The 18,480-nt window shown below is 67.6% G+C and carries 19 protein-coding genes; 15 read left to right on the plus strand and 4 right to left on the minus strand.

Features of this window, described 5'->3' with window-relative positions; genetic code table 11:
* The first annotated feature begins 3 nt into the window (after positions 1 to 3).
* The 10 genes from scpB to J0J10_RS21245 all read left to right on the plus strand — a co-directional run bounded on the left by scpB (position 4) and on the right by J0J10_RS21245 (position 9,241).
* Positions 4 to 687: an SMC-Scp complex subunit ScpB gene (gene scpB / locus J0J10_RS21200; protein WP_291648939.1), complete on the plus strand. Its 684-nt coding sequence runs from the start codon at positions 4 to 6 to the stop codon at positions 685 to 687.
* A 178-nt stretch (positions 688 to 865) separates the two neighbouring features.
* The gene (locus J0J10_RS21205) at positions 866 to 1,978 is read left to right on the plus strand and encodes an ABC transporter ATP-binding protein (protein ID WP_291648940.1); all 1,113 of its coding nucleotides are present in this window, start codon (positions 866 to 868) and stop codon (positions 1,976 to 1,978) included.
* Positions 1,979 to 2,044: 66 nt separating this feature from the next.
* Positions 2,045 to 2,284 (plus strand): twin-arginine translocase TatA/TatE family subunit, encoded by a 240-nt coding sequence (locus J0J10_RS21210; RefSeq protein WP_291638718.1) that lies wholly within the window; start codon positions 2,045 to 2,047, stop codon positions 2,282 to 2,284.
* Positions 2,285 to 2,442: 158 nt separating this feature from the next.
* Positions 2,443 to 2,988: a Sec-independent protein translocase protein TatB gene (gene tatB / locus J0J10_RS21215; protein ID WP_291648942.1), complete on the plus strand. Its 546-nt coding sequence runs from the start codon at positions 2,443 to 2,445 to the stop codon at positions 2,986 to 2,988.
* Positions 2,985 to 3,824, plus strand: a complete 840-nt coding sequence (tatC, locus tag J0J10_RS21220; protein WP_291648944.1) for a twin-arginine translocase subunit TatC — start codon at positions 2,985 to 2,987, stop codon at positions 3,822 to 3,824. The genes tatB and tatC overlap by 4 nt, the downstream gene beginning before the upstream one ends.
* 132 nt (positions 3,825 to 3,956) lie before the next feature.
* A complete protein-coding gene (locus J0J10_RS21225) occupies positions 3,957 to 4,244 on the plus strand; it encodes a GIY-YIG nuclease family protein (protein ID WP_291638721.1) in 288 nt (95 codons plus the stop codon).
* Positions 4,245 to 4,468: 224 nt separating this feature from the next.
* Entirely contained in the window at positions 4,469 to 5,770 is a 1,302-nt protein-coding gene (gene serS / locus J0J10_RS21230) for a serine--tRNA ligase (protein WP_291648946.1), read from the plus strand.
* 210 nt (positions 5,771 to 5,980) lie between these two features.
* On the plus strand, positions 5,981 to 6,742 hold the full coding sequence (surE, locus tag J0J10_RS21235) for a 5'/3'-nucleotidase SurE (RefSeq protein WP_291648947.1): 762 nt from the start codon (positions 5,981 to 5,983) through the stop codon (positions 6,740 to 6,742).
* A 196-nt stretch (positions 6,743 to 6,938) separates the two neighbouring features.
* Positions 6,939 to 7,598: a protein-L-isoaspartate O-methyltransferase family protein gene (locus tag J0J10_RS21240; RefSeq protein WP_291638724.1), complete on the plus strand. Its 660-nt coding sequence runs from the start codon at positions 6,939 to 6,941 to the stop codon at positions 7,596 to 7,598.
* Between the two features lie 305 nt (positions 7,599 to 7,903).
* On the plus strand, positions 7,904 to 9,241 hold the full coding sequence (locus tag J0J10_RS21245; protein WP_291648948.1) for a LysM peptidoglycan-binding domain-containing M23 family metallopeptidase: 1,338 nt from the start codon (positions 7,904 to 7,906) through the stop codon (positions 9,239 to 9,241).
* A gap of 239 nt (positions 9,242 to 9,480) precedes the next feature.
* Here J0J10_RS21245 and J0J10_RS21250 read toward each other — a convergent pair whose 3' ends face one another.
* On the minus strand, positions 9,481 to 10,350 hold the full coding sequence (locus J0J10_RS21250; protein ID WP_465247234.1) for an ATP-binding protein: 870 nt from the start codon (positions 10,348 to 10,350) through the stop codon (positions 9,481 to 9,483).
* 310 nt (positions 10,351 to 10,660) lie between these two features.
* On the opposite strand from J0J10_RS21250, the gene yajC reads away from it, so the two are divergent.
* The 5 genes from yajC (at position 10,661) to J0J10_RS21275 (ending at position 15,065) form a co-directional block, all read left to right on the plus strand.
* Positions 10,661 to 10,930, plus strand: a complete 270-nt coding sequence (gene yajC, locus J0J10_RS21255) for a preprotein translocase subunit YajC (protein WP_291638739.1) — start codon at positions 10,661 to 10,663, stop codon at positions 10,928 to 10,930.
* Positions 10,931 to 11,042: 112 nt separating this feature from the next.
* The gene (gene secD, locus J0J10_RS21260; protein WP_291648949.1) at positions 11,043 to 12,653 is read left to right on the plus strand and encodes a protein translocase subunit SecD; all 1,611 of its coding nucleotides are present in this window, start codon (positions 11,043 to 11,045) and stop codon (positions 12,651 to 12,653) included.
* Between the two features lie 27 nt (positions 12,654 to 12,680).
* The gene (gene secF, locus J0J10_RS21265; RefSeq protein ID WP_291648951.1) at positions 12,681 to 13,622 is read left to right on the plus strand and encodes a protein translocase subunit SecF; all 942 of its coding nucleotides are present in this window, start codon (positions 12,681 to 12,683) and stop codon (positions 13,620 to 13,622) included.
* A gap of 25 nt (positions 13,623 to 13,647) precedes the next feature.
* Positions 13,648 to 14,025 (plus strand): Mth938-like domain-containing protein, encoded by a 378-nt coding sequence (locus J0J10_RS21270; RefSeq protein ID WP_291648952.1) that lies wholly within the window; start codon positions 13,648 to 13,650, stop codon positions 14,023 to 14,025.
* Between the two features lie 155 nt (positions 14,026 to 14,180).
* Positions 14,181 to 15,065, plus strand: a complete 885-nt coding sequence (locus tag J0J10_RS21275; RefSeq protein WP_291648954.1) for a phytoene/squalene synthase family protein — start codon at positions 14,181 to 14,183, stop codon at positions 15,063 to 15,065.
* A gap of 88 nt (positions 15,066 to 15,153) precedes the next feature.
* On the opposite strand, the gene J0J10_RS21280 is transcribed toward J0J10_RS21275, so the two are convergent.
* From J0J10_RS21280 to J0J10_RS21290, 3 genes are all read right to left on the minus strand, one after another.
* Positions 15,154 to 16,464, minus strand: a complete 1,311-nt coding sequence (locus J0J10_RS21280; RefSeq protein WP_291648956.1) for an MFS transporter — start codon at positions 16,462 to 16,464, stop codon at positions 15,154 to 15,156.
* Between the two features lie 294 nt (positions 16,465 to 16,758).
* The gene (gene trmFO, locus J0J10_RS21285; RefSeq protein ID WP_291648958.1) at positions 16,759 to 18,171 is read right to left on the minus strand and encodes a methylenetetrahydrofolate--tRNA-(uracil(54)-C(5))-methyltransferase (FADH(2)-oxidizing) TrmFO; all 1,413 of its coding nucleotides are present in this window, start codon (positions 18,169 to 18,171) and stop codon (positions 16,759 to 16,761) included.
* A 150-nt stretch (positions 18,172 to 18,321) separates the two neighbouring features.
* The gene (locus J0J10_RS21290; RefSeq protein WP_083533033.1) at positions 18,322 to 18,477 is read right to left on the minus strand and encodes a DUF1127 domain-containing protein; all 156 of its coding nucleotides are present in this window, start codon (positions 18,475 to 18,477) and stop codon (positions 18,322 to 18,324) included.
* Positions 18,478 to 18,480 lie beyond the last annotated feature (3 nt).

An 18,480-nucleotide genomic window follows, 5' to 3' on the forward strand; every position in this document is an offset into this window, starting at 1 on the left:
CGCATGGCCCCGGCCGAAGCCCAGAGGGACGAGGACGACGAGCGCTGGGACGGCGCCGAGGCGCTGGCTCGCGCCTGCCGCATCGCGGAGGCGCTGCTCTTCGCTTCGACCGCGCCGCTTTCGGCTGAGGAGCTCGCCAAGTCGGTGCCGGCCAATGTGCCGATCGAGAAGGTGCTGGCGGCGCTGGAGCAAAGCTATGCGATGCGCGGCGTGACGCTGAAGCGCGTCGCCGGCGGCTTCGCCTTCCGCACCGCGCCCGATCTTGCCTATCTGCTGGCGCCGGAGGCCGAGGCGCCGCGCAGGCTCTCGCGCGCCGCGCTCGAGATCCTGTCGATCATCGCCTACCACCAGCCGGTGACGCGGGCCGAGATCGAGGAGATCCGCGGGGTCGCCACGGCCAAGGGCACGCTCGACATCCTGCTCGAGGCCGGCTGGGTGCGGCTGCGCGGCCGCCGCCGCTCGCCCGGGCGGCCGGTGACCTTTGGCACCACGAAGGGCTTCCTCGACCATTTCGGGCTCGACCGCATCGACGACCTGCCCGGGCTCGACGAATTGAAGGGCGCCGGCTTCATCGAAGGCCGGCTCTCCAAGGACCTCTCGGTGCCGGTTCCGGACGACGATCCGGACCTGCGCGCCGACGAGGATCCGCTCGGCGACCTGTTCAGCCCGCTTGACGAAGGCGGCTAGCCGCCGCACAGCGCGGGGGAGTAGGGGCGCGATCCCATGCCCGCCCCGTCATCCTGGACGAGCCGCTTCTGCGGCGCAGTCCGGGGTCCGTCGCAGGTCTCTGCGCATTACGATGGATCCCTGGACTTCCGGCGCGAAGCCCGGGATGACGGTGATTTCATCAGTCCTGGAGCATCCTTTGGCCCGTAGCGAAAGCATGATGCGCCGGCTGGGCTGGGGACGGCGCGGCACCGCCGGCGCCGCCATCCCGGTCTCGCTCGGCTTCGACGAGGTGACGCAGCGATTCGGCGGCGTGACCGCGCTGGACGCAGTCTCGCTGACGGTCGCTCCGGGCGAGGTCATTGCGCTGCTCGGTCATTCCGGCTGCGGCAAGACGACGCTGCTGCGGCTCGCAGCCGGCGTCGAGCGGCCGAGCGCCGGCCGGGTTCTGCTCGAGGGGAGGGATGTCGCCTCGGCCGACGCCTTCGTCGAGCCGGAGGAGCGCGGCGTCGGGCTGGTCTTCCAGGACTATGCGTTGTTCCCGCATCTCAGCGTGCGCGAGAATGTCCGCTTCGGCCTGCGTGGCTATGGCGATGCGCAGGCGGATGCCACGGCCCTGCGGGCGATCGCGCGCGTCGGCCTCGCCGATCTCGCCGAGGCTTATCCACACATGCTTTCGGGCGGTGAGCAGCAGCGCGTCGCGCTGGCGCGGGCGGTGGCGCCGCGGCCCGGCGTGCTCCTGATGGACGAGCCCTTCTCCAATCTCGACCGGCGCCTGCGCGACACGGTGCGCGACGAGACCATGGCGCTGCTCGACGAAATCGGCGCGACCTCGATCATCGTCACCCATGATCCCGAGGATGCGATGCGGATCGCCGACCGGATCGTGCTGATGCGCCAGGGTCGGATCGTGCAGATCGGTACGGGCGAGGAGCTCTATCGCAAGCCCATCAGCCTCTTTGCCGCCCGATTTTTCTGCGATCTTACCGAAATCGACGGGACGGTCGTGCGCGGCGCCGTCGATACGCCGATCGGCCGCTTTCCCGCGAATGGACTGGCCGAAGGCGCGGCGGCGGTGGTCTGCGTACGCCCGCAAGGCGTCCGGCTCGTGCCTAGGGGCTTCTGCCTGCCCGGCAGGGTGGTGATGCGGCGCTTCCTTGGCGAGGTGGACGAGCTTCAGATCGCGGTCGACGGGCTCGATAAGCCGCTCACGGCGCGCTTCGCGCAACCGGGGTCGGTTCGCGAGGGCGAGGATGTCGGTCTCGACATCTCGACCGACGAAGTCCTTGTGTTCCCTGCTGGGGACACCTAGTTTCCGGCACAAGCGACTGGCCCGGCTGGGAGGTCGGAGGCTGGGTTCAATTCGGAGGAATTTGCGATGGGTGGCGTCAGTATCTGGCACTGGGTCGTCGTCGGTGTCATCGTCATGCTGCTCTTCGGCCGCGGCAAGGTCTCGGAGCTGATGGGCGACGTCGCGAAGGGCATCAAGTCGTTCAAGAAGGGCATGGCGGAGGATGATCCGCCGGAGACCGCCGCGCAGCCGGCCGATCCCAAGGTGATCGACCACAACGCGCAGACGGCCAATCCCGCCCCTGCCAAGGCCGAAACCAAGGCCTGATGGCGCGCCGCCAGCGCGCGTCCCGATCGGTCGCGCGCGGCCGGACGCAGAGGAATGCGCTGGATCGATATCTCGAGCAGGCCGGCCCGCAAAAGTGGTTTCCACTTGCGGCCGCGCATGCTCTAGAGCGGCGTGGGTGGCGAGAGGACTAGCCGTCGATGTTCGACATCGCCTGGAGCGAATTATTGCTGGTCGGGGGCGTCGCGCTCATCGTGATCGGCCCCAAGGAATTGCCGGGCGCGCTGCGCACTGCCGGACAGATGGTCGGCAAGGTCAGGCGCATGGCCGCGGAATTCCAGGGGCAGTTCAACGATGCGATGCGCGAGGCGGAGCTTCACGACCTGAAGAAGCAGGTCGAGGACATCGGCACCTCGGTGCAGGCCTCGACCAATTTCGACCCGATCGAGCCGATGAAGGATTTCGGCACGCCGGCCGCGCCGAAGCCCGACGAGGCGGCGGTCAAGGAGGCGGAAGCCAAGCTCGCGGCGATTCCCGGGCCGGAGCCCTTGCCCGAAATCGTGATCGATCCGGCACCGGTTGCGGCCGCCCAGGAGCCGGCCAAGCCGAAGCGCCGGCGCAAGACGGTCGCCACCGAGGAGCCCGTGATCCCGGAGGCTGAAGCCGCGTCGCCGGAGCCGGTCGCCAAGCCCGCCCGCAAGCGCAAGCCCAAGGCCGCCCAGAATGAAGACGGGAGCCCGGCATGAGCCTCGCCGAGGTGAAGACGCCTTCGGATCGCGAGGGCGAAGATGACATCGAGGCTTCGCGCGCTCCGCTGATCGACCATCTGATCGAGCTGCGCTCGCGGCTTATCAAGTCGCTGGTCGCCTTCCTGATCATGTTCTTCGTCTGCTTCGCCTTCGCGACGCAGATCTACAATCTCCTGGTCCAGCCCTATGTCTGGGCGGCGGGGCCGGGCGCCAATGTCCAGCTGATCTACACGGCGCCGCTGGAATATCTCTTCACGCAGATCAAGATCGCGGCGTTCGGCGCGGGCTTCTTCGCCTTCCCGGTGATCGCGACGCAGATCTACAAATTCGTCGCGCCGGGGCTCTACAAGAACGAGCGCCAGGCCTTCGCGCCCTATCTCGCGGCGACGCCGATCTTCTTCGTGCTCGGCGCGGCCATGGTCTATTTCTTCGCCATGCCGGTGCTGATGAAGTTCTCGATCGGCATGCAGCAGGCGGCGACCGAGGGACAGGCCGGCATCCAGCTCCTGCCCAAGGTCAGCGAATATCTCTCGCTGATCATGACGCTGATCTTCGCCTTCGGCGTCTCTTTCCAGCTGCCGGTGATCCTGACCCTGCTCGGTCAGGCCGGGATCGTCTCCTCGCAGTTCCTGAAGGAGAAGCGCCGCTACGCCATCGTCTTCGTCTTCGTGGTCGCAGCCGTGCTGACGCCGCCGGACGTGATCTCGCAGCTGATGCTCGCCGTGCCGATGCTGTTGCTCTACGAGCTCTCGGTGTTCGCGGTGCGCCATGTCGAGAAGAAGCGCGACGAGAAGAAGGCGGCGGAAGAGGCGGCAGAGAAGGCCGGCGAGTAGGTCGCTGAACGGCTTCGGCTGAACTCGTCATTCCGGCCGGAAAGCGGCGCAGATCCAGAATCCATCCTAGAGCGATGTGCACTACGATGGGTTCCGGTGCTTCGCTTCGCTGCGACCGGAATGACGGAGGTGATGGTGTGGGTCTACATCATGGCCAGCGGCTGGAACGGGACGCTCTATGTCGGCGTTACCAACAGCCTGAGCCGGCGCATGGCCGAGCACCGAGAGGGCAGGGGCTCTGAGTTCGCCCGGAAATATGGGGTCGTCCATCTCGTCTATGCCGAGCGTTTCGCGCGCGCCGCCGAAGCCATCGCGCAAGAGAAGTTGATGAAGCGCTGGCGGCGCGAGCGGAAGGTCGCGCTGATCAATGCCAGCAACCCAACTTGGCGGGACCTCTACGACACCATCCATTTGGATTGATCGGGGTGCTCCCTTTCCGTCATCCTGGGCTTCGCGCAGCGAAGTCCCGGGATCCATCGTAGAACTCCGGAGTTCCGTGATGGATCCCGGAGCTGCGCCGCTGGCGCGGCTTGTCCAGGATGACGGGGAGGGCGGTGGATAGGCAGCTGCCAAGGATGGCAGTTCCCTCGCGCGCCGTCCCGGTCTACAGCATCACGCTCTTTCGATTAACGGCGTGACTGGCGATGTACGACATCAAATGGATTCGCGAGAATGCGGAAGCGTTCGACCGGGGGCTGAAGCGGCGCGGGCTGGAGCCCCTGTCCTCCTCGCTGCTCGCGCTCGACGACACCCGCCGTGCGGCCATCGCCAAGGCGCAAGCCGCGCAGGAGCGCCGCAACGCCCTCTCCAAGGAGATCGGCAAGGCGATGGGGGCGAAGGACCTCGCCCTCGCCGAGAAGCTCAAGGCCGAGGTCGCGGCACTGAAGGATGCCGGTCCTGCGCTCGAGGCGGAGGAGCGGGCCGCGGTCGAGGCGCTCAGCGAGCAGCTCGCGGCGATCCCGAACCAGCCGCATGAGGATGTGCCGGAAGGCGCCGATGAGCACGGCAATGTCGAGCACAGCCGCCATGGCGAGAAGCCGGAGCAGGGCGGCAAGCGCCTGATCGGTGTCAACCAGCCGAAGGAGCATTACGAGCTCGGCGAGGCGCTCGGCCAGATGGATTTCGAGAAGGCGGCCAAGCTCTCGGGCTCGCGTTTCGTCGTGCTCGACCGGCAGATCGCCAGGCTGAACCGCGCCATCGGCCAGTTCATGCTCGACACCCATGTCGAGGAGCACGGCTACACCGAGGTCAATCCGCCGCTGATGGTGCGGGACGACGCGATGTTCGGCACGGCGCAGTTGCCGAAGTTCCGCGACGACCAGTTTCGCGCCGGCGAGGATCATTGGCTCATCCCCACCGCCGAGGTGCCGCTGACCAATCTGGTGCGCGAATCGATTCTCTCCGAGGAGGAGCTGCCGCGCCGCTTCACCGCGCTGACGCCGTGCTTCCGGGCCGAGGCCGGCTCGGCCGGCCGCGACACCCGCGGCATGCTGCGCCAGCACCAGTTCGAGAAGGTCGAGCTGGTCTCGATCACCGCGCCGGAAAAGTCGCGCGAGGAGCATGAGCGCATGCTCGCCTGCGCCGAGGCCGTGCTGAAGAAGCTCGACCTGCATTATCGCGTGATGACTTTGTGCACCGGCGACATGGGTTTTGCCTCGCAGAAGACCTACGACATCGAGGTCTGGCTGCCGGGCCAGAAGACCTATCGCGAGATCTCGTCCTGCTCGGTCTGCGGCGATTTCCAGGCGCGGCGGATGAACGCCCGCTACAAGACCAAGGACGGCAAGGGCCCGTTCTTCGTCCACACCCTCAACGGCTCGGGCACGGCGGTCGGCCGCGCGCTGATCGCCGTGATGGAGAACTACCAGAACGCCGACGGCTCGATCACCGTGCCGGAGGCGCTGGTTCCCTATATGCGCGGGGTGACCCGCATCGAGAAGGCGTGACGGCGGGCGCCGCCTCACCCTTCTCCCCTTGCGGGAGAAGGTGGCCCGAAGGGCCGGATGAGGGGTCGCGCCACCGCTCGTGCTTGGGTATCGGGAGAGAGATGGCCGGCAACGCCGCGCGACCCCTCACCCCAACCCTCTCCCGCAGGGGGAGAGGGCGTCCGTCGCGGTTCGCCGCCCCTTCATTGCCTAGCTGAGAGACCGTTCGACATGCGCATCCTAGTGACCAATGACGACGGCATCCATGCCGAGGGGCTGGCCGTGCTGGAGCGCATCGCCGCCCAGCTCTCCGACGATGTCTGGGTGGTCGCGCCCGAGACCGACCAGTCGGGCGTCGCGCATTCGCTGTCGCTGTCGAACCCGCTGCGCCTACGCCAGATCGAGGAGAAGCGCTTCGCCGTGCAGGGCACGCCGACCGATTGCGTGATCATGGCGGTGCGCTCGATCCTCGCCGAAGCCAAGCCCGACCTCGTGCTCTCCGGCGTCAATCGCGGCCAGAACGTCGCGGAGGACGTGACCTATTCCGGCACCATCGCCGCGGCGATGGAGGGCACGCTGCTCGGCATCCCCTCGATCGCGGTGAGCCAGGCCTACACGCCGGGCGACCGCAACAAGATCAGCTGGGACTGCGCCGAGCAGCACGCGCCGCCGATCATCCGGCGTCTGCTGGAGGAGGGGATTCCCAAGGACATCCTGTTCAACCTCAACTTCCCGAATCTCCCGCCGGCCGAGGTCAAGGGCGTGGCGGTGACGGTGCAGGGCCGGCGCGACCAGGAACTGGTCAAGCTCGAGCCGCGCCAGGATGGCCGCGGCAACCCGTATTTCTGGATCGCCTTCCAGCGCTCGAAGCGCGATCCGGCGAACGGCACGGATCTGCGGGCGCTGGCCGAGGGCAAGATCTCGCTGACGCCCCTGGAACTCGACCTGACCCACGAGCCGACACTGACCCGCTTCGCACAGGTCTTCGCGTGACGGAGGGCGCCGGCTCGGCGGTGCTTGGCTGATGAGCCCGTCATGCCGGGCAAGCGGAGAAGCCGCCCAGCTCCGGAAATTATCGGAGGGCTCTGCGCCCTGCGATGATTTCACGCGCTCCGCTGCGCTGCGGCGGGAATGACGGCGTTCGGTTTCTGCTCGGCGAGCGACCACTCCGGTTCGGGACGGGAATGCGATGACCGAGGAGGGGGCCAGCAGCGAGAGCGAGCGCACCGTCGCCTTTCTCCTCTCGCTTCGCGCGCGCGGCGTGCGCGACCTCGCTCTGCTGCGCGCGATGGAAAAGGTGTCGCGCGAGCATTTCGCGCCGTCGCGCTTCGCCGATCTCGCGCGCCAGGACGTCTCCGTGCCCTTGCCCTGCGGCCAGACCATGACGGCGCCGCACACGGTCGCGGCCCTGCTCGGCGCACTCGAGCTCAAGCCCGGCTGCCGGGTGCTCGAGATCGGCTCCGGCTCCGGCTATGTCGCGGCGCTGATGGGGACGATGGGCGCGCAGGTCGTCTCGCTCGAGCGCTACCGCACGCTCGCTCTCGCCGCCCATGAGCGGCTGGCCGGAGGCGGCTTTTCCGGATCGGTCGAGCTGCACCATGCCGACGGCTTCCAGCCCGATCGCGCGCTCGGCCGCTTCGATCGCATCCTCGTCAATGGCGTGATGCAGGTGTTGCCTGAGGCGCTATTGGCCCGGCTCGGGCAGGGCGGGCGCCTCGTCGCGGCGCTGCCGGGCGAGGGGGGCACCCGGCGCGTCGTGGTGACGAGCGGTGAGAATGGTTTCGAGCATGCGCTCGGCCCGGCGATCCGCCTGCCGCCGCTGGCGCCCGGCCTGGCGCTGGCGCTCTGAAGGCCGGTCGGGAAAGGAAGCCCTCAGCCTGAGGAGCCGTGCGGCAGCGTCTCGCAAGGATGCTCCGGATGGTTTTTCTGAACCTGCCGAGGCGTTCTTCGCCACTCCATCCATGCGGAACGGCTCCTCAGGATCAGGGCTGCGGGAAACTCGAACAGGCGCCGAGGCAGAGTTCGCCGGCTTCAAAATTTACGCCGGCTCCTCCTCGCGAAACGGTTTCGTAACCTAACCGCCGCTTTAATGCGGACCATAGAGTTGCGTCGTTCGCGAGTGCTGAGTCCATGCGTAAGCAAGTTGAGTTGGCAATGCCGAAGCCCCTGGTCCGCCTCGTGTCGGTCTGCGCCCTCACGGTCGCTCTCGGGGCCTGCTCGGAGGCTACGCGCTTCACCGAGGCGCCGTTCAGCAATCCCTTCAGGACCGCTCAGGCCCCGTCCGGCTACGATCCGGCCACGACCGGTTCGATCGGGCGGTCGTCTCCGCAGCCGGCCCCGTCGCGTTCCTACGAATCCGCTTCGGTCGCCCCTGCCGGAGGTGTTCGCAGCCAGCCGCTGCCGCCGCCCAGCTCGGCCGTCACCTTGCGCTCGGCTCCTGCGGCCTTGCCGTCCTCCTCTCCCGCTGTCGTCGGTTCTGCGGCGGGCTGGAGCGCCCAGGGCGGGACGCCGATCGTCCTGGCTCATGGCGAGACGCTCGATACGATCTCGGGCCGCTACGGTGTGCCGCGTTCGGCGCTGATGTCGGTCAACGGCCTGTCGAGTGCCGAGGTCACGCCTGGCACGCGCATCGTCGTCCCCGTCTACAATGCCAGCGGTAGCCAGACCGCCTCGCGCCAGCCCTTGCCGAACGAGAGCCGCAACGACGCCAACCGGTTGGCGCCGCCGCCCGCTTCGTCGCCGGCGGCGCGTCCGGTCGCCGCCATCCCCGCCGCGCGTCCCGTCGCCGCCGCCCCGAAGGCGGTCAGTGCTGCCGAGGCGAAGGCGCAGGCCGCTGCCGAAGCCAGGGCCAAGGCCGCCGCCGACGCCAAGGCGATGAACGAATCGCGGGCCCGCTTCGCTGCCGAGGCCAAGGCCAAGGCGGCTGCGAAGCCGGTGGCCGAGGCCAAGCCCGCGACGCCGGCTCCAGTCGCTGCCGCCAAGCCGAAGGCCGCGACCCAGGTCGCCAGCCTGCCGGCCGAGCAAAAGCCGGTGGTCCAGTCCCGGCCGGAGCCGAAGCCGGTCGCCGAGCCGCAGACCACCGCCAGCCTGCCGTCCAAGGCGGAAGAGCAGCCTGCCGGCCCGAGTGCCGATTTCCGCTGGCCGGCCCGCGGCCGCGTCATCGCCGGCTACAATGGCAAGGGCGGCAACGAGGGCATCAACATCGCGGTGCCGGAAGGCACGCCGGTCAAGGCGGCCGAGGGCGGCGTCGTCGCCTATGCCGGCAACGAGCTCAAGGGCTACGGCAATCTCGTGCTGATCCGCCACCCGAACGGCTACGTCTCGGCCTACGCTCATAATGGCGAGCTCAACGTCAAGCGCGGCGACCAGGTCAAGCGCGGCCAGGTCGTCGCCAAATCCGGCCAGTCCGGCAACGTCAACTCGCCGCAGCTGCATTTCGAGCTGCGCAAGGGTTCGACGCCGGTCGACCCCGTCCCGTACCTCAACAACTGAGCCGAATTTCACCATTCGACCGGATTCGCGAGACCCTGCCGGTCGACACGAGACGGGGCGGTCCCAGGAAAGGCCGCCCCGTTTTCTATTTTTCCTTCTCCCCTCGGGGGAGAAGGTGTCGCCAAAGGCGACGGATGAGGGCCGCGCCCCAGATGAGCCGGAGATCGCTTGGCGATCGTTCTTCCCTCATCCGTCAGCGCTTCGCGCTGCCACCTTCTCTCCCAGAGAGGAGAAGGAACTCACCCCTCGAGCTTCTTCTCCAGCCGCCCGGCCAGGTCCTGAATGTACTGCCAGGCGGTGCGGCCGGAGCGCGAGCCGCGCGTCGTCGCCCATTCCAGTGCTTCGCGGCGCAACTGCTCGGGCTCGATCGCCAGGCCGAAATGGCTGACATAGCCGTCGATCATGGCGAGATACTCGTCCTGGCTGCATTTGTGGAAGCCGAGCCAGAGGCCGAATCGGTCGGACAGCGAAACCTTTTCCTCGACGGCCTCACCGGGATTGATCGAGGTCGAGCGCTCGTTCTCGACCATCTCGCGCGCCAGCAGGTGCCGGCGGTTCGAGGTCGCATAGAACACGACATTGGCCGGCCGGCCTTCGACACCGCCGTCCAGCGCCGCCTTCAGCGATTTGTAGGAGGTGTCCTGCCCGTCGAAGGAGAGATCGTCGCAGAAGACGATGGCCGGATGCGGATCGGCCTTGAGCAGCCCCATCAGCACCGGCAGGCTCTCGATGTCCTCGCGATGAATCTCGATCAGCTTGAGCGGGAGGGCGCCGGGCGGCAGGCGCTCATTGGTGTCGGCGTGCACCGCCTTGACCAGCGAGGACTTGCCCATGCCGCGGGCGCCCCAGAGCAGGACATTGTTGGCGGGCAGGCCGCGGGCGAAGCGCTCGGTGTTCTCGGCCAGCGTGTCGCGCACCCGGTCGACGCCGCGCAGCAGCGTGAGCGCGACGCGGTTGACCTTCGGCACCGGCGAGAGCGCATGGGCGGAGGCCTGCCAGACGAAGGCGTCGGCGGCGGTGAGGTCGGGTGCCCGCCGTGCCGGCGGGGCGAGGCGCTCCAGCGCCGCGGCGATCCGCAGCAGGGTGTCGAGGGTCTGGTCGGAGGCGATGTCGGTCATCGGAAAGGGCTTCCGCTGGTCTGGATTGTACCGAACGGTACGGTACGCCCCATAGATCGCAGCGCAAGCTCGAAATCAAGACCATTGCGCGAAGGGCAGGGACCTCATAGGTGAGGGCGGCGAAGGGGGAAAACCGCCCCCTCGCATTGATTTCAGCTCGCCGCTGACTATAGTCCGCCCGTTTTTTGCAACCCCCGCGCCGGCCGGCCGAACACTCGGCCCGGCGACGTGAAGGAGCCTTCCCGTGATCACCCCCGCTTTCGCCCAGGGCCTTGGAGGCGGCGGCACCAACGACATCCTTATGTCGCTGGTCCCGTTCGTCCTGATCTTCATCATCATGTGGTTCCTGATCATCAGGCCGCAGCAGAAGCGGGTGAAGGCTCATCAGGAGATGATCAAGAACGTCCGCCGCGGCGACACGGTGATCACCTCCGGCGGCATCATCGCCAAGGTCTCCAAAGTGGTCGACGACAGCGAGATCGAGGCCGAGATCGCCGATGGCGTGCGCGTGCGCATCCTCAAGGGCATGGTCCAGGACGTTCGCTCCAAGGGCGAGCCGGTCAAGAGCTGAAGGCGCGCCGGGCACGGCCGCGCAGGGTATCTGAGGCGGGAGCCGGTCTTCTGATCGGCTTCCTTCGGAGCCCTCCCGGACCGCGCCGACGCAGAAAAGGCTTCCCAAGCAGATGCTTCGTTTCCAGGCCCGCAAGGTCATCGTCCTCCTTCTCGTCCTGCTCTTCGGCTGCGGGCTCGCATTGCCGAATCTGTTCTCGCCCGAGACCCGCAAGGCGATCGAGCAGGGCGCTCCGTCCTGGATCCCGAAGTTCCTGCTGCCGATCCATGCGGTCACGCTCGGGCTAGACCTGCAGGGCGGCTCGCACGTCCTGCTCGAGATCGACCGGGCCGATCTGATCCGCAGCCAGATCATGCAGCTGCGTGACGATGTCCGCCGCATCCTGCGCGAGGAGCGGGTCTCCTTCCAAGGCGGCATCGGCCTGACGCCGCGCGGCGTGCAGCTGCGCGTTCCGGATGCCGCCGACCGGGCCAAGCTGTTGCCGAAGTTCCGCGAGCTGGCGCAGCCGGTCGGGACCCTTGGCGCCTTCGGCCCCTCCGGCAACCAGACCATCGAGATCAGCGAGACGCCCGAGGGCGTGATCCAGCTCAACGTCACCGAGGCCGGATCGAACGAGCGTATCCGCCGCGCCGTCGAGCAGGCCATGGAAGTGCTGCGCCGGCGCGTCGACGCGCTCGGCACGACCGAACCGAACATCCAGCGCCAGGGCCTCGACCGCATCCTGGTGCAGGTCCCCGGCCTGCAGGATCCGCAGCGCCTGAAGGATATTCTCGGCCAGACCGCCAAACTGCAGTTCCGCATGGTCGCGGATTCGCCCGGCGGCGATGTCGACATGCTGCCCTCGCAGGATGCCGGCGGACAGCCGATCCCGGTGCAGCGCCAGGTGATCGTCGAGGGCGAGGACCTGATCGACGCCCAACCGGCCTTCGACCAGCGCACCAGCCAGCCGATCGTCAATTTCCGCTTCAACATCCGCGGCGCCCAGCGCTTCGGCCAGGCGACCACCGAGAATCTCGGCCGCGCCCTGGCGATCGTGCTCGACAACAAGGTGATCTCGGCCCCGGTCATCCAGTCGCCGATCACCGGCGGCTCCGGCCAGATCTCGGGCAATTTTACGGTCGAGGCGGTCAACAACCTCGCCATCCTGCTGCGCGCCGGCGCGCTGCCGGCGAAGATGACGATCGTCGAGGAGCGCACCGTCGGCCCCGGCCTCGGACAGGATTCGATCCAGGCCGGCAAGATGGCGACACTGATCGCGACCGTGCTGGTCATCCTCTACATGATCGGCACCTACGGGATCTTCGGAGCGATCGCGAGCGTCGCGCTGCTCGTCCATGTCTGTCTGATCTTCGGCCTGATGTCGCTGCTCGGAGCGACCATGACGCTGCCGGGCATCGCCGGCATCGTGCTCACCATCGGCACGGCGGTCGATTCGAACGTGCTGATCTATGAGCGCATGCGCGAGGAATCGCATCTGGGCCGCTCTCTGGTCTCGGCGCTCGAGGCGGGGTTCACCCGCGCCTTCGCCACCATCATCGACTCGAATATGACCATGCTGATCGCGGCGGTCGCGCTGTTCTCGCTCGGCTCCGGCCCCGTGCGCGGCTTCGCGGTCGTCTTCATCCTCGGCATCCTCACCACCGTCATCACCGCGGTGACGCTGACCCGGATGCTGATCGCGCTGTGGTATCGCCTGGCGCGGCCCAAGACCCTGCCGTTCTGACGCTGCTGGTTCAGGAGATTTAAAAGCATGCGTCTGCTACGCATCGTTCCGGACAATACCCGTTTCAAGATCGTCCGCTTCCGGCGGTTCTCGTACCCGTTCTCGGCGCTCTACTCGATCCTGACGGTCGTGCTCTTCCTCACCGTCGGGCTCAATTTCGGCATCGATTTCCGCGGCGGCACGCTGATGGAGATGCAGGCCAAGAACGGCAAGCCCGACATCGCCCATGTCCGCCAGACCGCGAACGCCTTCGGCTTCGGCGAGGTCGAGGTGCAGGAGTTCGGCAGCGGCGGCGAACTCTCCATGCGTTTTGCGCTGCAGCCCGGCGGCGAAGTGGCGCAGCAGGGCGTGGTGACCAAGGCGCGCGCCGCCTTCGCCCAGGACTATGATTTCCGCCGCGTAGAGACCGTCGGTCCGCGTGTCTCGGGCGAGCTCGTCCAGGCCGGCACGATCGGCGTCGTGCTCGCGATCATCGGCGTGCTGGTCTATCTCTGGTTCCGCTTCGAGATGCAGCTCGCCATCGGCGCCATCGTCGGCACGATGCACGATATCGTCCTGACGCTCGGCTTCTTCCTGTTCACGCAGCTCGAATTCAACCTGACCTCGATCGCGGCGATCCTGACCATCGTCGGCTATTCGCTGAACGAGACGGTGGTGGTGTTCGACCGCACGCGCGAGCTCCTGCGCCGCTACAAGACGATGCCGGTCGAGGAGCTGCTCGATCTTTCGGTGAACTCGACCCTGTCGCGCACCGCGATCACCTCGACCACGACCGTGCTCGCGCTGATCGCGCTGGTGCTCTTCGGCGGCACGGCGATCGAGGGCTTCGCGCTCGTCATGCTGTTCGGCGTGGTGGTCTGCACCTATTCGGCGATGTTCATCTCGACGCCGGTGCTGCTCTATCTCGACGTCCGCGCCGGCCGGCTCGACCAGAGCGAGGATGCCGCGGAGGCCAAGGCCCGCGTCTGAGCGGGTCTCCAGCCGGGATCGGATAATGGCGCGTTTCGACGGCTTCGTGCCCGGCAGGCACCTGATCGACGCCTTCGGCGCCGGCGGTTTCCGATTCGCCGAGATGAGCCATCGCGGCTCGATCCTGGCGACGCCGGGCGGGATCAGGATCTGGCCGGTGTTGCGCTTCGCCGAGCTGACGCTGGAGAGCCTCAAGCCCGTCTTCGACGAGGCGGAGACGATCGACTTCCTGATCCTCGGTATCGGCCACGAGATCGCCTTCCTGCCGCCGAGCCTGCGCGATCCGCTGCGCGAGGTCGGGATCACCGTCGAGGCGATGGCGACGCCGGCGGCGGCGCGGACCTATAATGTCCTGGTCGGCGAGGAGCGGCGCGTTGCGGCGGGGCTGATCGCGGTGGAGTGACCACGTCATTCTCGGGCCTGTCCTGCGCTTCGCCCGAGAATGACGGCTATCGATCAAATCCCATCGGCCATGCCCGGCCCGCGTAGCCAATCGGGAATGGTGGGCCTAGACTGCCGGCGACTTCGGATCGCGCTGCGGCGATCGCAGGAGGGCACATGACAACCGAAACCGAGCATCGTGCCGGCACCGCACCGGCACCGTTGTCGCAAGCCTATGCGCATTGCGCGGCGCTGCTGCGGGAGGCCGATCCCGACCGCTATCTCGCTTCGCTCTATGCGCCGGAGGCGCTGCGGCCGGGGCTGCACGCACTCTATGCCTTCAGCCATGAGGTCGCGCGCGTGCGGGAGCTGGTCAGCGAGCCATTGCCGGGCGAAGTTCGCCTGCAATGGTGGCGCGACGTGCTGGAAGCTGGAGACAGCGGCGGAGGATCGGCACATCCGGTGGCCCAGGCGCTGCTCGACACGGTGCGGCGCTTCAGATTGCCGGTTGCGCCGCTCTCGGGGCTGATCGAGGCCCGCGTCTTCGATCTCTATGACGATCCGATGCCCTCGCTCTCGGATCTGGAAGGCTATGTCGGCGAGACCTCGAGCGCGCTGATCCGGCTTGCCTGCCTCGTGCTGGCGCAGGGGCGCGATCCTGGTGGTGCGACCGCTGCCGGCCATGCCGGCGTCGCCTATGCTCTGGCCGGGCTGATGCGTGCCTTTCCCTGGCATGCGGCGCGGGGACAGGTTTATCTGCCGGCCGACATCCTCGCCCGCAACGGCGTCACCCGCGAGGACATCGTGCGCGGGCGCGGCGGCCCCGGCGTCGACTACTCGCTGAAGGAATTGCGGGCGCTGGCGCGGATCCATCTGCGCAAGCTGAACGATCTCAGCGCGACCGTGCCGGCGGCGATCCGGCCGGCCTTCCTGCCGGTGGCGCTGGTCGAGCCTTATCTGAGGGTGATGGAGCGGCGCGGCTATGATCCCTACCGGAGCATCGTCACGCTCTCGCCGCTGCGGCGGCAATGGACGCTCTGGCGTGCCTCGCGGGGGCGCTGAGGCGAAGATCGTCGCTGCCTATGGCGGCGGCTCGCGGGAGGTAGCCATCGGCGCGCCTGAGACGCGCCGATGGGTGTAGGGTGGGCCGTTATTCGTGCACCGAGCGATTCTGGATGACCAGGATCGCCAAGATCGCCAACGCACAGCAGGCCATCAGATAGGCGGCGACATAGGTCGGGCGGCCATCGGCGGCGCCGACCAGCGCCTGGGCGATCAGCGGCGTCGGCCCGGCGACCAGCACTCCGTTGAGCTCGCGCGACATGGCGAGGCCCGAGAAGCGATAGCGCGTCGGGAACAGGTTGGTCAGGAAGGCTCCCTGCGCGCCGGCCATGGCGCCGAAGCCGATGCCGTAGCCGAGGCTGATGCCGAGCGTCGACCAGAACAGGCTGCCGGTGTCGAACATCCAGAACAGCGGATAGGCCAGCAGCAGCACGAACAGTGCGCCGCCCATATAGACCCTGGCGCTGCCGATCCTGTCGGCGAGCGTGCCCATGAAGGGCACGCCGGCAATGCCGAAGAGCGAGCCGATGGTGACGGCGATCAGCCCGTCGGTGCGGGCCATGCCGACCGTGTTGGTCATGTAGCTCAGCGAGAAGGCGCTGAGGATGTAGGCATTGGCGTTGTGGCCGGTCACCGAGAGGAAGCCGAACAGCACCTCCTTCGGGCTCTTGCGGAAGAGTTCGCCGAGCGGGACCTGCTGCTCGTGCTTCTTGGCTTCGGCGCGGGCCATGGCCTCGACATATTCCGGGGTCTCGTCGAGATGCTTGCGGATGTAAATCGCGACGAGGAAGAGCGCGCCGGAGAGCAGGAAGGGCACGCGCCAGGCCCAGCTGAGCAGCACCTCTTCCGGCAGATAGGAAATCACCAGGAAGGAGAGCGTCGCCAGCATGATGCCGACCAGCGTCGCCGCATTGGGCAGGCCGGTATAGAAGGCGCGCCGGTTCGCCGGGGCGTATTCGGCGACGAGGACGATCGCGCCGGCGAGTTCGGCGCCGGCGCCGAAGCCCTGGACCAGGCGCAGCAGCACCAGCAGGATCGGCGCGGCGATGCCGATGCTCTGATAGGTCGGCAGCAGGCCCATCGCGACGGTGGCGAGGCCCATCAGCAGGATGGTGAGGATCAGCGCCGGCTTGCGGCCGAACTTGTCGCCGATATGCGAGATCACGATGCCGCCGACCGGCCGGGCGAAATAGCCGACCGCGAAAGTCGCGAAGGCGGCGAGAAGGCCGGTGGCGGGCGACAGGTTGGGGAAGAACAGCTTGTTGATGATCAGCCCGGAGGCGGCGCCGTAAAGCGCGTAGTCATACCATTCGATGACCGTGCCGACCGTTGCGGCGGTCACGGCCTTGCGGATGTTCGCGGCGCTGGCCTGCGGCCGCGAGCTATGCGTACTAGTCATAATCTAGAGCGTCTCCAGTCCTTGGTCCTGCATTTGACGCGGGACTGTTAGAGGCCTGGAGCAGGCGCAGCCACGGCCTCAGGGCCTGCCTGCCATGCATCGGGCGACCGCGCCGGAGGCGCTCGCGTCGCCGCCGGTACATGCGCTGAGGAAGCCGCGAAGAGGTTCCTGGAAGCTGTTGAATATCAAAGGCTTGCGCGCGCCGCTTGCGGGCGAGATTCAGCTTACGGAAGGGCATCGGCGGCGCCGCCACGCAGGGCGGCGCCGTTCACATTCGTGTGGATGCCGCCGCTGCTACTCGGCTGCCTGGGCTTGCGTGCCGGAAATCCAGCCGTCGAGTTCGACTTTCGCCCGCGCTGTCAGCGCCTGCTTGCGGGCGACGCTCTTGGCCGGGCCCTTCAGGCGCTTGCCATCCGGCCCATGCGTGGCCTGGCCCTCGATATGCGGGAACAGGCCGAAATTGATGTTCATCGGCTGGAAGGAGCGCGGCCCCTCGTCGATGGTGACGATGTGGCCGCCGGTGATGTGGTTGACCAGCGCCCCCAGAGCCGTCGTCGCCGGCGGCAATTCGAGCTCCCGGCCGAGGCGCTCGGCTGCAGCGAGGCGGCCGGTGAGCAGGCCGATCGCGGCGCTCTCGACATAGCCCTCGCAGCCGGTGATCTGCCCGGCGAAGCGCAGGCGCGGATCGGACTTGAGGCGCAGCGTCGGGTCGAGCAGCTTCGGCGAATTGAGATAGGTGTTGCGGTGGATGCCGCCGAGGCGCGCGAATTCGGCGTTCTGCAGGCCGGGGATCATCCGGAAGATCGAAGCCTGCTCGCCATATTTCAGCTTGGTCTGGAAGCCGCTCATGTTGAACAGCGTGCCGAGCGCATTGTCCTGGCGGAGCTGGACGACGGCATAGGCTTTGACCGTCGGGTTGTGCTTGTTGGTCAGGCCGACCGGTTTCATTGGTCCCCAGCGCAGCGTCTCGCGGCCGCGCTCGGCCATGACCTCGATCGGCAGGCAGCCGTCGAAATAGGGCGTGCCCTCCCATTCCTTGAATTCGGTCTTCTCGGCGGCGAGCAGCGCGTCGATGAAGGCCTCGTACTGGTCGCGGTCGAGCGGGCAGTTGATGTAGTCGGCTCCGGTGCCGCCGGGGCCCGGCTTGTCGTAGCGCGACTGGAACCAGGCGGTGTCCATGTCGATCGAGTCGAAATGGACGATCGGGGCGATGGCGTCGAAGAAGGCGAGCTCGTTTTCGCCCGTCAGCGACTTGATGCCCTCGGCCAGGGCCGGCGAGGTCAGCGGGCCGGTGGCGATGATGACCTTGTCCCATTCGGCCGGGGGCAGGCCGGCGATCTCGCCGCGGGCGATGGTGACTAGCGGATGCGCCTCGAGCGCCGCCGTCACCGCCTGCGAGAATCCGTCGCGGTCGACCGCGAGCGCACCGCCGGCCGGGACCTGATGGGCGTCGCCCTTGGCCATGATCAGCGAATCGAGTCGGCGCATCTCCCAATGCAGCTGGCCGACCGCATTGCTCGTCGAATCATCGGAGCGGAAGGAATTGGAGCAGACCAGCTCGGCCAGCCCCTCTGTCTTGTGCGCGTCGGTGCCGCGCACCGGGCGCATCTCGTGCAGGATGACGGGAACGCCGGCCTGGGCGATCTGCCAGGCGGCTTCGGAGCCGGCGAGGCCGCCGCCGACGACGTGGATGGGTGAGGTGCTCATCGCCGCGATGTGTCCGCGCGCGCGCGGAAGGTCAAGGGGCAGGAGGCGTGTCAGGCCCCAAAACGCAAAATGCCCGCTCGAAAGCGGGCATTCGCTCTTCGACCAGACCGAGGGGAGGACACGGTCCGGGAGAAATCAGGCGTCTTGTGTTCAGACCGCGGCGTGCGAGCGCGCGACGAACTGGATCTCGGAGCGCGACAGGCCGAGATCGTCGAGCTCGCGGTCGGTCAGACGGGACAGCTCACGGACGGTCTCGCGGTAGCGAAGATAGGCGCGGATCTTGGCGGCGATCATGGTGACGAACATGGT

The sequence above is a fragment of the Allobosea sp. genome (assembly GCF_017308075.1).
GTDB lineage: Bacteria > Pseudomonadota > Alphaproteobacteria > Rhizobiales > Beijerinckiaceae > Allobosea.

Bases quoted from the DNA above. Each gene is read 5' to 3' on its own strand.
- J0J10_RS21225 (WP_291638721.1), top strand. From the start codon at position 3,957: ATGGTGTGGGTCTACATCATGGCCAGCGGCTGGAACGGGACGCTCTAT.
- secD (WP_291648949.1), top strand. From the start codon at position 11,043: ATGCTTCGTTTCCAGGCCCGCAAGGTCATCGTCCTCCTTCTCGTCCTG.
- yajC (WP_291638739.1), top strand. From the start codon at position 10,661: ATGTCGCTGGTCCCGTTCGTCCTGATCTTCATCATCATGTGGTTCCTG.
- J0J10_RS21275 (WP_291648954.1), top strand. From the start codon at position 14,181: ATGACAACCGAAACCGAGCATCGTGCCGGCACCGCACCGGCACCGTTG.
- J0J10_RS21210 (WP_291638718.1), top strand. From the start codon at position 2,045: ATGGGTGGCGTCAGTATCTGGCACTGGGTCGTCGTCGGTGTCATCGTC.
- secF (WP_291648951.1), top strand. From the start codon at position 12,681: ATGCGTCTGCTACGCATCGTTCCGGACAATACCCGTTTCAAGATCGTC.
- trmFO (WP_291648958.1), bottom strand. From the start codon at position 18,171: ATGAGCACCTCACCCATCCACGTCGTCGGCGGCGGCCTCGCCGGCTCC.
- J0J10_RS21240 (WP_291638724.1), top strand. From the start codon at position 6,939: ATGACCGAGGAGGGGGCCAGCAGCGAGAGCGAGCGCACCGTCGCCTTT.
- surE (WP_291648947.1), top strand. From the start codon at position 5,981: ATGCGCATCCTAGTGACCAATGACGACGGCATCCATGCCGAGGGGCTG.
- tatC (WP_291648944.1), top strand. From the start codon at position 2,985: ATGAGCCTCGCCGAGGTGAAGACGCCTTCGGATCGCGAGGGCGAAGAT.
- tatB (WP_291648942.1), top strand. From the start codon at position 2,443: ATGTTCGACATCGCCTGGAGCGAATTATTGCTGGTCGGGGGCGTCGCG.
- J0J10_RS21290 (WP_083533033.1), bottom strand. From the start codon at position 18,477: ATGTTCGTCACCATGATCGCCGCCAAGATCCGCGCCTATCTTCGCTAC.
- scpB (WP_291648939.1), top strand. From the start codon at position 4: ATGGCCCCGGCCGAAGCCCAGAGGGACGAGGACGACGAGCGCTGGGAC.
- J0J10_RS21245 (WP_291648948.1), top strand. From the start codon at position 7,904: ATGCCGAAGCCCCTGGTCCGCCTCGTGTCGGTCTGCGCCCTCACGGTC.
- J0J10_RS21280 (WP_291648956.1), bottom strand. From the start codon at position 16,464: ATGACTAGTACGCATAGCTCGCGGCCGCAGGCCAGCGCCGCGAACATC.
- J0J10_RS21270 (WP_291648952.1), top strand. From the start codon at position 13,648: ATGGCGCGTTTCGACGGCTTCGTGCCCGGCAGGCACCTGATCGACGCC.
- serS (WP_291648946.1), top strand. From the start codon at position 4,469: ATGTACGACATCAAATGGATTCGCGAGAATGCGGAAGCGTTCGACCGG.